General features: G+C 62.1%; 15 protein-coding genes. 8 read left to right on the top strand and 7 right to left on the bottom strand.

Annotated features, from left to right (window positions below):
• Positions 1-93: 93 nt before the first annotated feature.
• Both M1R55_RS15120 and M1R55_RS15115 read left to right on the top strand, forming a co-directional pair.
• Positions 94-1,242: a low temperature requirement protein A gene (locus M1R55_RS15120; RefSeq protein ID WP_249392548.1), complete on the top strand. Its 1,149-nt coding sequence runs from the start codon at positions 94-96 to the stop codon at positions 1,240-1,242.
• A gap of 174 nt (positions 1,243-1,416) precedes the next feature.
• Positions 1,417-2,364, top strand: a complete 948-nt coding sequence (locus tag M1R55_RS15115) for an aldo/keto reductase (protein ID WP_249392547.1) — start codon at positions 1,417-1,419, stop codon at positions 2,362-2,364.
• Between the two features lie 142 nt (positions 2,365-2,506).
• On the opposite strand, the gene M1R55_RS15110 is transcribed toward M1R55_RS15115, so the two are convergent.
• The 3 genes from M1R55_RS15110 to M1R55_RS15100 form a co-directional block, all read right to left on the bottom strand.
• Positions 2,507-3,142, bottom strand: coding sequence for a response regulator transcription factor (locus M1R55_RS15110; protein ID WP_249392546.1), 636 nt, complete (start codon positions 3,140-3,142; stop codon positions 2,507-2,509).
• Positions 3,143-3,200: 58 nt separating this feature from the next.
• Positions 3,201-4,301 carry a S1C family serine protease gene (locus tag M1R55_RS15105; RefSeq protein WP_249392545.1) on the bottom strand — a complete coding sequence of 367 codons (1,101 nt, stop codon included), beginning with the start codon at positions 4,299-4,301 and terminating at the stop codon, positions 3,201-3,203.
• Between the two features lie 71 nt (positions 4,302-4,372).
• On the bottom strand, positions 4,373-4,891 hold the full coding sequence (locus tag M1R55_RS15100; protein ID WP_249392544.1) for a GNAT family N-acetyltransferase: 519 nt from the start codon (positions 4,889-4,891) through the stop codon (positions 4,373-4,375).
• A gap of 23 nt (positions 4,892-4,914) precedes the next feature.
• On the opposite strand from M1R55_RS15100, the gene M1R55_RS15095 reads away from it, so the two are divergent.
• Positions 4,915-5,865, top strand: coding sequence for a histone deacetylase (locus tag M1R55_RS15095; protein ID WP_249392543.1), 951 nt, complete (start codon positions 4,915-4,917; stop codon positions 5,863-5,865).
• A gap of 120 nt (positions 5,866-5,985) precedes the next feature.
• Here M1R55_RS15095 and M1R55_RS15090 read toward each other — a convergent pair whose 3' ends face one another.
• The gene (locus M1R55_RS15090; protein ID WP_249392542.1) at positions 5,986-6,753 is read right to left on the bottom strand and encodes an SIMPL domain-containing protein; all 768 of its coding nucleotides are present in this window, start codon (positions 6,751-6,753) and stop codon (positions 5,986-5,988) included.
• A 152-nt stretch (positions 6,754-6,905) separates the two neighbouring features.
• Here M1R55_RS15090 and M1R55_RS15085 point away from each other — a divergent pair, with 152 nt between their 5' ends.
• The 4 genes from M1R55_RS15085 to M1R55_RS15070 all read left to right on the top strand — a co-directional run bounded on the left by M1R55_RS15085 (position 6,906) and on the right by M1R55_RS15070 (position 9,498).
• Positions 6,906-7,070 carry a hypothetical protein gene (locus tag M1R55_RS15085; protein WP_249392541.1) on the top strand — a complete coding sequence of 55 codons (165 nt, stop codon included), beginning with the start codon at positions 6,906-6,908 and terminating at the stop codon, positions 7,068-7,070.
• 3 nt (positions 7,071-7,073) lie between these two features.
• Positions 7,074-7,247, top strand: coding sequence for a hypothetical protein (locus tag M1R55_RS15080; RefSeq protein WP_249392540.1), 174 nt, complete (start codon positions 7,074-7,076; stop codon positions 7,245-7,247).
• Between the two features lie 36 nt (positions 7,248-7,283).
• A complete protein-coding gene (locus M1R55_RS15075; RefSeq protein WP_249392539.1) occupies positions 7,284-7,520 on the top strand; it encodes a Fic family protein in 237 nt (78 codons plus the stop codon).
• Positions 7,521-7,791: 271 nt separating this feature from the next.
• Positions 7,792-9,498, top strand: a complete 1,707-nt coding sequence (locus M1R55_RS15070; RefSeq protein ID WP_249392538.1) for a peptide chain release factor 3 — start codon at positions 7,792-7,794, stop codon at positions 9,496-9,498.
• A gap of 73 nt (positions 9,499-9,571) precedes the next feature.
• Here M1R55_RS15070 and M1R55_RS15065 read toward each other — a convergent pair whose 3' ends face one another.
• On the bottom strand, positions 9,572-10,687 hold the full coding sequence (locus M1R55_RS15065; RefSeq protein ID WP_249392537.1) for an aminopeptidase: 1,116 nt from the start codon (positions 10,685-10,687) through the stop codon (positions 9,572-9,574).
• 209 nt (positions 10,688-10,896) lie between these two features.
• On the opposite strand from M1R55_RS15065, the gene purU reads away from it, so the two are divergent.
• On the top strand, positions 10,897-11,832 hold the full coding sequence (purU, locus tag M1R55_RS15060) for a formyltetrahydrofolate deformylase (protein WP_249392536.1): 936 nt from the start codon (positions 10,897-10,899) through the stop codon (positions 11,830-11,832).
• A gap of 73 nt (positions 11,833-11,905) precedes the next feature.
• Here the strand turns inward: purU and M1R55_RS15055 are convergent, their stop codons facing one another.
• The gene (locus M1R55_RS15055) at positions 11,906-12,517 is read right to left on the bottom strand and encodes an LON peptidase substrate-binding domain-containing protein (RefSeq protein ID WP_249392535.1); all 612 of its coding nucleotides are present in this window, start codon (positions 12,515-12,517) and stop codon (positions 11,906-11,908) included.
• A 74-nt stretch (positions 12,518-12,591) separates the two neighbouring features.
• Positions 12,592-13,434 carry a tRNA (guanosine(37)-N1)-methyltransferase TrmD gene (trmD, locus tag M1R55_RS15050; RefSeq protein WP_249392534.1) on the bottom strand — a complete coding sequence of 281 codons (843 nt, stop codon included), beginning with the start codon at positions 13,432-13,434 and terminating at the stop codon, positions 12,592-12,594.
• Between the last annotated feature and the right edge of the window lie 6 nt (positions 13,435-13,440).

The raw sequence follows: 13,440 nt of genomic DNA, 5'->3' as shown, positions 1-13,440 counted from the left end.
TTGCCGTGAACGTCGCCAAACACTGCCAACCTGAAGCCTTCTTGCATACATCAGCCCAATAGAAAAGACCTGACTTGCCGTAGGCTGACAGGAATGACCACCCAGTCCGATCTACCCAGCTCGCTCGTTCCTTCTGAGGAAGCCGGAGCCCCCGTGCAGCGTGTGGGCACCATAGAACTGTTTTTTGACCTTGTGTTCGTGTTTGCCCTGACCCAGTTGACCAGTCTGGTGGCGCATCCACACGGCCCCGCCGACTACGGCAAGGCGCTGCTGGTCTTTATGACCCTGATGTGGATTTATGACGGGTACGTATGGTTGGGGGGCAACGTCGAATTTGGAGGTGAACGCCAGCGCCGCCTGATTTTTGTGGCGATGGGCGGATTTTTTGTCATGGCCCTCAGCATTCCGACGGTGTTTGACGGCGGTGGGCTGCCGTATGCGTTGGGCCTGTTGACGGTCACGAGCATCCACGCTCTGATGTTCAAAACTTCCCACAACAGCAGTGCCCAGGCCATCTGGCAGATTGCGCCCTACAATTTCGGCGCGGCGTTATTGGTACTGGCCGCCGCGTTTGTCCATCCCCCCTACGATTGGCCCCTCTGGGCGGCGGCAGTCGCTACGTTGTTGTCCAGCACCCTTCTGGGCCGCGAGCGCCAATTTCAACTCAGCCCCCGCCATTTTGTGGAGCGGCACGGCCTGATCATCATCATTGCGCTGGGAGAAAGCATCGTAGCGGTGGGCAGCGGCGTCGGTAAACTGGCCCTGACTGGCCCGCTGCTGGGTTACGGCGTGCTGGCCCTGATGTTGTCGGCCCTGCTGTGGTGGACTTATTTTCACCGCGACGATGCCCGTGCCGAACATATTTTTCTGCACGCCCACCCCAAAGAGCGCAGCCGGATGGCGATTCTGGGCTACGGCTACGGCCACTTTGCGATGGTCTGCGGCATCATCCTGATCGCGGCGGGCCTGAAGGTCGGCGTGGTCCATCCCACCGGGCATCCGGACGCTGTCGGCATCTGGAATCTGACCTTCGGTATCACCCTCTACCTGCTGGGCGACGTGATTTACCGCCGCGCTCTGGGCATCGGCCCCGGCTGGGTGCGCCTTCTGTTGGCCGCCGCGCTGCTCCTGACCATTCCGGTGGGCCTGATCTACGGGGCATTGCCGCATCTCGTGCTGTGCGTGCTGCTGCTCACATCGCTCCTCTGGATAGAGGCGGCGCGTGATCCGCTGGACGGCTGAAGCTGCTGCCTTCGCTAAACGATAGATGTATTCGCCCTGCCTAACCGGGGAGTACCCTTGCCTGTCTGAATGCGTTTCCCGCCCCGCTTGGCCCGCCCTGCTTATTTCAGAGGAGTTTCCATGACCCAGTTTCCTTCCACCTCGCTGCCTGCCCGCTAACTTGGTTCCCTACGTGTGTCTGCCCTCGGCCTCGGCTGCATGGGCATGAGCGAGTTTTACGGCGACGCCGACGAGACCGAAAATATCCGCACGCTAGACCGCGCCCTCGAACTGGGCGTGACTTTTTACGACACCGCCGACATGTACGGCCCCTATACCAACGAAGAGCTGCTGGGCCGCTGGCTGGCCGGAAAGCGTGAGCGCGTGGTGCTGGCGACCAAGTTCGGCATTCAGCGCGGCCCCGACAACCGCATGCGGAGCATCAGTGGCAAGCCGGAGTACGTGCAGCAGGCCGCCGAAGCCAGTCTGAAGCGCCTGAACATCGACCATATCGACCTGTATTACCTGCACCGCGTAGACCCCACCACGCCCATCGAAGACACGGTGGGCGCGATGGCGAGTCTGGTACAGCAGGGCAAAGTGCGTTACCTCGGCCTCTCTGAAGTCAGCGCCGACACGTTGCGCCGCGCCCACGCCGTGCATCCCATCACCGCCGTACAGAGCGAATACAGCCTGTGGACGCGTGACCCTGAACAGAACGGCGTGCTGGACGTGTGCCGCGAACTGGGCGTCGGCTTCGTGCCTTATAGCCCTCTGGGACGTGGTTTTCTGACCGGACAGATTCAGACGCCCGACGACTTTGCGCCCGACGATTTCCGCCGCTACAGCCCGCGCTTTCAGGGCGAACACTTCCAGAAGAATCTGGATCTGGTGCGGCAGGTCGAGCAGTTGGCAGCCCAGAAGGGTTGCACGCCCTCGCAATTGGCGCTGGCGTGGGTGCTGGCGCAGGGCCAAGACATCGTGCCCATTCCCGGCACCAAGCGCGTGAAATACCTGGAAGACAACCTCGGCGCAGTAGACGTGCAACTGAGCGCCGATGATCTGGCCGCCATTGACACCGTATTCCCAGTGGGCGCGGCCAGCGGGGAGCGCTACGCAGACATGGGCAGCGTAAACAGGTAGGAGCCGCCGGAAAGAGTTCAGCCCCATTCTTCCTGTGCTGAGTGGAGGAACCGGGCTGAATTTTGCTGAATTGGAATACTGGTTAAATTGGAATAACCGTAAATGTAAATTCGAAAGGGTTGTCTGCTGGCGACTGTCCGCCTCACACACTCACCAGTCCCAGCCCAATCCCGCGTGCCACAGCTCCAGCGCGGCTCTGTACACCCAATTTGGAATACACCGCCTGCACATGAAACTTGATGGTGCTCTCCGTAACGCCCAGTTCCCGCGCCGCCCGTTTGTTGCTCAGGCCTTCTGCCAGCAGCACCAACACGTCGTGTTCGCGGGGCGTCAGGGTCACGTCGGAAGGCGGGGAGTCGGTGTCGTCGGCTTCCGGCTCTGCGCTCTGAAATAGCGCGGGCGGCATCACCACCAACCCTGCCGCCGCACCCAGGACTCCGGCCAAGAGTTCGGCGGGCGTGGCATCGGCACTCAGTACAGCCCAGCCACCGCCCGTCAGTTCGGGCAGCAGATTCGCCCAGGCTCCTGTCCCGAGCGCCACGATTGCCCCAGATGCGGCTACAGAGTCTGTTAGTGCGTCAAGGTCGGTCAGCCACGCATCGTCCACCATCAGCACGTCTGTTTCGGTGTGGTCGTTGTTGCTCTGGACACTCAGGCCTGCCGCCACCAGCAGGCTTTCTACCCCGGCCCGCAACATCGCGGAGCGCACCGCCACCCGCACCGAGGGCAGCAGGTGACTGGGTGCCAACTGCTCGGGCAATGCGGCGGGCTCAGTCATGGCTGATGCTACGCGCTGGGGCCGCAAAGGTGAGGGTGGCTGCACGCGGGGCAAGGCCTCAGCGTTCTCCAACTGTCACGGTGACGTCGGTTTCCTGACCACCGCGCAGCACCCGCACGGTCAGCGTTTCTCCGGCCCGCTCGCGCACCCGTTGCAGCAGTTCGCCGGGGTGCCGCACCGCCTGACCATCCAGCGCCAGCAGCACGTCACCGACCAGGAGACCTGCCTGGGCGGCGGGGCTGCCTGCTTCCACCTGCACCACCGTCAGTCCGACGCGGCCACTGTGTCGACCAAAACCGGGTTGACCAAACCCCTGCGGGCCACCCCAACCAGGGCCACCGCGTCCATTCCAACCGCGTCCATCACGCCTGCCATCGCCTCGTCCATCCCACATGGGGCCGCCGCGTTCGCCCCGTCCGGCTCCCCGCCGTGGCTCATGCTCGCCGCGCCCGCCGCGTTCTTCGGGCTTGGGTGCATCGCTGCCCGCTTCGGCCTGCGTTTTGGGCTGTTGGTTATCAGGAAAATGAACAGGTTGAGTTGCCAATCCCAGATAGCCACGCGGCACACGTCCCGCCGTGTTCAGCAGTTCGGCCACCCTGAGGGCACGGGCCGCGGGCACGGCCAGCAGGGTTCCCCGGCTCACGCCCGCATTCAAAATACCGACCAGGCCGCCGCGTGCGTCCACAAGTGCGCCCCCAGTCACTCCGCGAAAAGGTGCGGCTCCGGCATCCAGCCAGCCGCGCATCGGCCCACGCTGGGGTGGTTCGGCGCGTTCCATCAGGCCCAATGTGACCTGTAGCCCGTGCATAGGGCGGCCCACAGCCAGCAGCAATTCCCCCACCCGCGCTCCGTTGCTCGCGGTCATGGCGGGCATATTCAGCCCCTCAATCCGTAGGAGGGCCAGATCGGTGGAGGGGTCACGGCCTGCCACTGTGGCGGCCAATTCCCGACCATCTGCCGTGCGCACCTTCACCTCGTCGCCGTGCAGCACGTGCCCCGCGGTCAAAACCTGTCCATCTGCGACCACTGTGCCGCTTACGGTGGCTGGGCCGCCAGTCAATACCGTCACCACCGAGTGTCCCGCCGTTTGCGTGGCGTCCGCTAAGCTCTCCGAGATCTTGCTCAGGTCGCTGAAGTTCATACCGTTTGTATTCGTCATGCCCATAGAATGCGTCTGAAAGGCCAGATCCGCGCCGGGCGAATGGTGGGGGCCGCAGCCTGTCCGAACGGCTAGGGTGGTGCGGAAGCCTGCTGAACGTCGGCCCGCCGGAGCCCATAGCAAATCACTTCTACCATCTGGCCCCGGTACACTTCCGGCTCAGCCCGGCCCACCACTGTGAATCCCAGCCCCAGCATCAGGCGATGAGAGCGTGCGTTGGGCGCATGAACCTGTGCGGTGACGGTCGTTAGTCCAAGTGGGCCAAAAGCCTGTGCCAGCATCAATCTGCACGCTTCAGCCGCCAGCCCACGCCCCCACTGCGCCCGTTCGCCAATCGCCACGCCCAGTTCTGCCGTGTGGGCCTGTCTGTTGGCGAGGTCTACGTAGCCCACCAGTTGCCCGTTTTCCTCTATTCCCAACCGCAAAAAGTCCGGCCCGGTTCCGGCAATCAGGAGTTGCCAGTGCCTGTTGATCAGACGCGGGGCGAGCCGGGGCGTCCAGCCTGCCGCCAGGCAGAATTCCGGGTCAGCGGCCCAGCGCACGGCGACTTGCTCGTCGCCGGGTCGAAGTGGACGCAGGGTCACGGCCATGCCTGCAGGATAGGCTGAATCCAGTGTCCAGCTTCCCACATCCCTACCGCGCCTTCACGGCCTTTCTCGGTACGTCGTTCTCGGTTGGCCCGCCGCCACGCCGTCAGTTCTTGCCCGCCGAATTCCGTGAACCGTTGCTTGCCGGAGCAGGGGAGAGGCTGCCCCTCCTGGATGCCCCGGTACTGGACTGGGCATTGGCCGAGCGTGTCCACGACACCGATTATCTGCGTCGCTGGCGGGCCGGAGAGGTCACGCGGGCGGAGGAACGGGCGCTGGGATTCGCTTGGTCGCCTGCTGTGGTAGAGCGCGGCCTTGCCAGCAGCGGCGCAACCTTGGCCGCCACACACGACGCTTTGGCCTTGGGCCTCGGCATCAATCTGGGCGGCGGCACGCACCACGCCTACCGCGCTCACGCCGAAGGGTTTTCCTTCCTGAACGATGTGGCAATCAGCGCCCAGTGGTTGTTAGATGAAGGCTGGGCGGCGCGGATTGCAGTCGTTGATCTGGATGTGCATCAGGGCAACGGCACCGCGTCCATCTTTGCCGCCGAATCCCGCGTGCTCACCATCAGCGTGCATGGGGCCAACAATTACCCGTTTCAGAAGGAGGTGAGTGGGCTGGACGTGGCACTGCCCGATGGCACGGGTGACGAGGCTTATCTGGCTGCGCTGCGAGGTTCCGTGTTCCCCGCACTGCACGCTTTCGCCCCTGATTTTGTCTTCTACCTCGCCGGTGCCGATGTGCTGGAAGGCGATCAGTTGGGCCGCCTCGCCCTCACGCCCGCCGGGGTGCGCGAGCGGGATGATCGCGTGTGCCGCTGGGCCGCTCTGCGCGGTATTCCATTGGTGTTGGTCATGGCAGGCGGCTATAACAAAAATCCCCAAACGCTGATCGCGGCGCGGTTGGGGACGTTGGATGCGGCTTTGGATGCGTTTGGCATCGTGGGTGGCGCGTCTAAGGGTCTAAAGGTCTAGGGTGCTGGGTCAGTCCGGTCTTGGGATTGGGTTTGTAGAAAGGCGGTTTGGCTTTATGCCCGCCCCGACGCAAAAAACCTCAGACCCTTGACCCCTAGACCAAGCCCTCACAACCTCCGCCTACTTCACCACAAAGTCAATCTCCACCACCGCCGTCACGTCTTTTTCCAGCGCCGTCGTGTCGTAGCTGCCCGTGTCTTCTACGCTGGTTTCAAAGCGGGGCGTAATCTGGAACACGCCCACGCGGGCATTCTTCACGGCCCCGATGGAGTTTCCCGCACTCTGGGCAATTGCCTGAGCGCGACGTTGGGCGTCTTTGCTGGCTTCTTCCAGCAGTTGTACGCGCACGTCGCTCAGCTTGGTGTACAGGTACTGCACGTCGCCGCTTTCGATGCTGAGGCCGCCCGTGCTGGCATTTACAAATGCCGACGTCGCCGCGCCCACCGCGCTTTGCAGCTTGGCAATGTTGCCCGACTGCACCCGGAACGTCTGGCTGACCACGTAACGGGTACGCTCCACTTCAGCATTTTCGCCGTTCACATCCTCAATCACCACGTAATTTTGTGGCCCCGCATTTACCGGTTCGCGCCGCAGTTCGGAGGCAGAAAAGGTCTGCGCCCGCAAAAAGGCGTCTATGGCAGGCTGCGCCCCCTGAAAAGCCTTGTAAGCATTTTGCAGATTGGTGTCGTCGCTGCTGCGAACCGTGAATGTCCATCCCGCCAGATCGCTGGTGATATTGCGCTTGGCGCTGCCCGTTACATTGATCACATCGCTGGCGTTCTTGACATCGGCCAGCCCCCGCACGACGACAAATCCGGTGGCGAAAAAGGCGACAGAGGCGATAGCGGTAGCAATAATGGCGCTGGGCAAGCGCACCGATGGGGTCATGAGCTACGCTAACACGCTTCTCATGTAGTCGCGTCATCCGAAAGAATTGGGTTGGCTGGATTTTTGCTGAACAGGGTGTGGGTGGTCAGAAAGCCGGGGCGTGGGCTGTAGCATAGCAGGAGCGAGCGCCGTCCAGCGGGGGATGGGAAGAGATGACTGTCAATAACAATTCACAAGATCAAGCTCAAGACTATTTGCGTGCCCAAGAGGTGAAGCGGGAATCCAAACCGCCCCGCACGGAGGCCGAAATACGTGCCGAAATGAAAGAGAGTGTTAAACGCAACGCCCGCGCCCTGCAGACGCTCGCCAAGCTGTAGCGGATGGCTGGCCCACTGTCCAGCACCTATTTCTACCGCTACCGGGGCATGGACTTACCCACAAAAATATATGTGCCTGAACTCCATGACGATGTTCTGGAAGTGTCGGAAGGCCGCGCAGGTGTGGCCCATATCGGCGTGATTGAAAGTGCGGTCAACAAGCGCGTGACGTCTTAGGGCGGCGAAGATGCTTACCCTACGTTCTTTACTAAATTGGCGGCGATTGGCTACACCTTGGCCCACGATCACGGCTTCAGCGACGGTAACAAGCGCACCGCCCTGCAGGTCATGCTCAATGTCTTGGAAGAAAACGGGTTTTATCCTGATCCGTCTGACCGCGGGAAGGTGACGGCGGCGATTCTGGCGGCCATGAATCTGCTGGATGTGGCCGGACTCCGCGTTACCCTGATGCTGTGGTGCGGCATTGACCCCGCCGACGCGGAAGCCTGACGCGTTATACTGAGTGCATGACGCGCCGCCTAACGCCAACCTAGCTAACTCGAAGTTCATTTCTGGATGAACCGAATAAAGCGAGAGGCCAAGAGAAGACAGTGTAGCGGGAATAGAGAGGTTGCCCGCTTTTTGGCGAGGCTCGCAATGCGAGCGGCACTGTCCCAAGCGTGAGTTGAAGGCGCGACCACCCAGCCTCAAGAACACAGTCTCAAGAACCAGCAGCGATTCACCATTCGGGCCGTTCCCAATCAGGCCCGCAGGAGTTTTTATGACCAGTCTTCCTACCCAGCTTGACGTGCAGGACGGGGCCGCCGTACCCGAAACACAAGCCGAATCTACACTGACCGAATCCAATCTTATCGAACCCACTGCCACCGAGAAGGCCGCAGCATTGGCCGACAAGACCCTGACCACCGAAATCGCCCGCCGCCGTACCTTTGCCATTATTTCTCACCCGGACGCGGGCAAAACCACCATTACCGAAAAGCTGTTGTTGTACGGCGGCGCGATTCTGGAAGCGGGGAGCGTGACCGCCAAGGAAGGCCGCTCGCACACCAAGTCCGACTGGATGAGCATCGAACAGCAGCGCGGGATTTCTATTTCCAGTTCGGCGCTGACCTTCGAGTTTTCGGGCCGCCACATCAACCTGCTGGATACGCCCGGACACCAGGATTTCAGTGAGGATACCTACCGCACCCTGACCGCCGCCGACAGCGCCCTGATGGTGCTGGACGCGGCGCGTGGGGTACAGACGCAGACTGAAAAGCTGTTCGCGGTGTGCCGCAACCGGGGCATTCCCATTCTGACTTTCGTCAACAAAATGGATAGGCCCGCCCAAGACCCCTTTGAACTCTTGGAGCAGATCGAGAACATTCTGAAAATCACGGTGGTGCCGCTAACGTGGCCGATTGGCGACGGCCCCGACTTTAAGGGCGTGTACGACCTGCAAACCAAGCAGGTGCTGGCCTTCGAGCGCACGGCAGGCGGCAAGCAGCGTGCGCCGATGCAGACGGCGGGCTTGGATGATCCCAAACTGGTGGGCCTCGTCGGCGCGGATTTGGCCGCCAAACTGCGCCACGACGTGGAACTGATCACCGCCGCCCTGCCCGAATTCGACGCTGCCGAGTTTCTGAGCGGCGAACTGACGCCCGTCTTCTTCGGGAGTGCCATGAACAATTTCGGCATCGAGCATTTCCTCAGCAACTTTGTGGAACTCGCGCCGCCTCCCGGCCCCACCGACACCAATCTGGGCGAGCGCGAGCCGGAAGCGCCGTTTGCCGGATTTATTTTCAAATTGCAGGCCAACATGAGCAAGCAGCACCGAGACCGCACCGCCTATATGCGCGTCATGAGCGGGCATTTCGAGCGCGGCATGGACGTGACCCACACCCGCACGGGGCGCAAGCTGCGGCTTTCGCAGGCGCATACCCTGTTTGCCCAAGACCGCGAAAAAGTCGAGGACGCCTACCCCGGCGACATCGTGGGACTGGTCAACCCTGGCGTGTTTCAGATTGGCGACGTGATCAGCGTGAACGGCAAAGTCGTGCTGCCCAGCTTCCCGCGCTTTACGCCCGAAACCTTTGCCACCCTCGGCCTGCGCGACGTGGGCAAGCGCAAGGCGTTTATGAAGGGCCTCCAGCAACTGGCAGAAGAAGGCGTGGTGCAGGTGTTCTACCCCACCGACGGCGCACGCGATCCGTACCTTGGCGCTGTAGGCCCGCTGCAATTCGAGGTCTTTCAGGCCCGGTTGTTGGAAGAATACGGCGTGGACGTGGAGATGAACGTCACGTCTTACCAACTGGTGCGTTGGCTGGCGGGCGACGCCAATTCTGTGGCCCGCTTTGCCCGCCACGTGGAAGACGATCAGGGCCGCCCGGTCATGTTGTTCAGGTCTAAATATGACCTGAGCTATACGCAGGAACAGCACCCTGAGATTGAATTCCTGCCGCTGCCCAAAGATTTGACGCGGGTGTAAGGGAAAGAGCTAATTCTATAAGCCGCCCGGCTTGAATCCTCAGCATTGGATTCAGGCCGGACGCTTTTGATCATTACAAAAACTGCCCGTTTTCCTGCCAGACCTCGCCGTCCAACAGAATCCGCCCGCCCTGCCGCAAGTCTGCAATCAGATCCCAGTGAATCGCGCTGGCGTTCACGCCACCCGTTTCTGGATACGAGCGGCCCAGCGCCAGATGCACCGTGCCACCGATCTTTTCATCGAACAGAATGTTGCCTGTAGGCGTCTGAATGCCGCTGTTGGAGCCGATGCCCAGTTCGCCTAGACTGCGTGCGCCGGAGTCGGTGTTCAGAGCGGCCAACAGGGTGCTTTCGCCTTCGTCGGCACGCGCATCCACCACCACGCCGTCCCGGAATTCCAGCCGTGCGCCGCGCACCATCACACCCGCGTATTCGGCGGGCACGTCAAACGTAATAAATCCGTTGGCGCTGTTTTCAATCGGCCCGGTAAAGACCTCGCCGCTGGGCATGTTGCGTTTGCCGTCGCTGTTGGCCCAGGTTCGCCCACCCACGCGCAGGGTCAGGTCGGTGCCAGGGGCTTCTAGTTTTACCGTATCGGCGCGGCTCAATCGGTCTATCAGGCGGGCCTGAAGTTCGCGCACCTCGCCCCATGCGGCCACCGGGTCGGGGCGATCCAGGAACATGGCCCGCATCACGAACGCGCCGAAGTCGGCCTCGGTCATGCCAGCTTGGGCGGCAGCATGCGCGGTGGGAAACAGCGTCAGGCTCCATTTTTTGCGGGCGCGGGCGGCGGCCAGTGGTGAGCGGGCAGCGGCCAGGCGGGCGCGGCGGCGGGCGTCCACCGCATCCACTCGGCCCGCTTCGGGCGTCAGGATTCGCAAGGTGCCATCCATGCCTTCCATATCGGCCAACTCTGCGGGATGAAGCACGTCCAGTACACCGTCCGCGGCTAGTGCCGCCACGTCATCGTCTTGGCCCGGATACTCTAGCCGCACTGCTGGCCGCCCGCCTGCTCGCAACATGGCGCGGGCCACTTCGCGCACGAGGGGCAGGCCCACCACGCCGCTTGCAATCAAAATGCGCTCACTCGGCTGCACATTCAGGCAGTACGCCACCAGCAATTCGGCATGCGGGCGCGGATCGTAGGCCAACTGGGTTGCTTCTGAAGTCGCTTCTGGATTGTTCTGCACGCGGGCCAGCCTACTGCATCGGCTCTGTTTACAGGACTGAACTGGGCAGAGGACTGAACTGGAGCGTTGTTCTCTGATCGGGCGTCCACGTTTTGTTCAGGCAACCTTTCCGAGAAGACGCCGAATCTGGCCCACTCGTTCCTGAAAGTTCGTGTGCAGATAGCCCGCCCCGCTGCTGACCATCCAGCCCGGTGCTATCCTGCTCGGCTATGACGGCCCCGCTTGACCCCACTCTATCCCACTCCCCGAAATCCGCTCCGGGTGTATCCGAACCTACCCGGCCCGACCCCAACAACACGGCCACCCTGACCATCGCCTGCCCAGACCGCAAGGGCATCGTGGCCGCCGTATCGCAGTTTCTCCTCAATCACGGCGCGAATATCCTGCATTCCGACCAGCACACCACCGACCCCAGCGGCGGCCAGTTTTTTATGCGAATGGAGTTTCACCTGGACGGCCTGGATCTGGCACGCGGCGCATTCGAGCGGGCCTTTGAAGGCGTCATCGCCCAACCCTTCGAGATGCAGTGGCGCGTGAATTACACCGCCCAGCCCAAGCGCATGGCGATTCTGGTCAGCCGCTACGACCACTGTTTTCTGGACTTGCTGTGGCGCAAACGCCGGGGCGAACTGCACATAGAGATTCCGCTGATCATCTCTAACCATGAAGACCTGCGCCGCGACGCCGATATGTTCGGCATTCCCTTTCATGTGGTGCCCGTGACCAAAGAAAACAAGGCCGAAGCCGAGGCCGAGCAGGTGCGCCTGATGCATGAGGCGGGGGCCGATTTTGCCGTCCTGGCCCGCTACATGCAGATCCTGAGCGGCGACTTTTTGCGGGGCTTTGGCCGTCCGGTCATCAACATTCACCATTCTTTTCTGCCTGCGTTTATCGGGGCCAACCCCTACCGCGCTGCCTTTAACCGGGGGGTCAAGCTGATCGGTGCCACCAGCCACTACGTGACTGAGGAACTCGACGCCGGGCCGATCATTGCCCAGGACGTGATTCCGGTCACCCACCGCGAAACGCCTGATTCACTGATGCGAATGGGCCGCGACGTGGAGCGGCAGGTGTTGGCCCGCGCTGTCAAAGCCCATGTAGAAGACCGGGTGCTGGTGTACGGGAATAAAACGGTGGTCTTCTAAAGCCTGATCTTGACCCACAAAAACGGCGCTGAGTGATTCAACTCCAGCGCCGTTTGATTTGCTGACAACTTCCCTAATTCAGTTCCCGCGCCCCCGCCGGAACCGTGGACATCAGTACGTCCAAGCGGTCTAGCAGTGTCTTGCCTTCCAGAGCCTCCTCCCGCTGCTCGGGCGTAAGCGGTAACAGGGCGGCGGCGAAACTGGCGAGCAGCAGCGGTTCGTCGGGGGCGTTGTCGCGGATGGCGGCGGCGTCGCTGGCCCTTAGTCTCAGCAGGTCGGCCAGCAGGCGGCGGGCTACAGCTTCAGTGGCGGGAAGCCCAAGGGGATCGGGTTCCAGCGGCCAGTCTTCCACGGTGGCGCTCAGGAACGGCTCGGTCAGGTCAAAGTCCTGAATGCGGAAGCGGTCGCCGCCGACCACGATAATGCTGCTCGTGCCGTCTTCGTGGCCCTGCGCCTGCATCAGGTGGGCGTAACTGCCCACTTTAGACACCCGTTCATGGAAGGGCAGATTGGACTCGTTGCTGGTTTCGCGCACCCGCACGACGCCGAATGGTTCGCCCGTTTCCTGCACGCGTGCCAGCAGCGCCCGGTAGCGTGGTTCGAAGACATAGAGCGGCAGCACTTGCCCCGGAAACAGCACGAGGTTTGGCAAGGGAAAAAGCGGGACAACCGGAGACGCGGACATGTTCTGCTTATCCTGCGCCCTGAACAGGGGTCATGACTTGTGCGGAAGCTACAGAAGCCCTCCGGCAGAGCTTACTATTCAGGGGTCGCATCATTGGCTGGAACTTTAGATTGGTCTTGAAGGGTCGAAGGAGTGCTGCGCTTGCGCTTCCGTTTGGGCACGGGTGGCGGCGGAGCATTCCAGGTCTTGAGCTGCTCTGCCGATGCGCCAAGAGTGAGCAGATGTGCACTGTCTTGGGGCGTGAGCGTAGTCGAGGCCAGCAAATCTGGGCGGCGGGCGAGCGTGCGGGCCAGAGCTTCTTGCCTGCGCCACGTCGCAATAGCCGCGTGATTGCCGCCGCGCAGAACGTCGGGCACGGGTTCGCCCCCCCAGTCCAGCGGGCGGGTGTATTCGGGGTAGTCCAGCAGGCCGCTGGAGAAGGAATCGGCGCGGTGAGAATCGGCGTCTCCTATGACTCCCGGCACCAACCGCGCCACCGCTTCCAGCACGCAGGCGGCGGCAGCTTCCCCGCCCATCATCACAAAATCCCCGATGCTCAGTTCCCGCGTGACCCGCGTTTCCACCCGTGCGTCAAACCCCTCGTAGCGCCCGCACAGGAATACCAGATGCCGCTTGCCGCTCAATTCCTCGGCCACCGCCTGAGTAAACGGCTGCCCCGCCGGACTGAACAAAATGACCTCATCGGCTTCCGGCACGCTTGCCAGCGCACGTTCGGCCACATCTACCCGGATGACCATGCCTGCGCCGCCGCCGTAGGGCGTGTCGTCCACTTTGGCGTGTCGGTTGCCCGCAAAATCGCGCAGATTCACCAACTGCACGTCAATCAGGTCACGTTCCCGCGCCTTGCCCACAATCGCCTCCCGCGCAAAGGGGGCCAGCAATTCCGGAAACAGCGTCAGGAAGGAAAACGTCAGCATGGGTGC

The sequence above is a fragment of the Deinococcus sp. QL22 genome (assembly GCF_023370075.1).
Lineage (GTDB): Bacteria > Deinococcota > Deinococci > Deinococcales > Deinococcaceae > Deinococcus.
Note: the sequence above shows the minus strand (reverse complement) of the source record. Positions and strands in the feature narration are given on the sequence as shown.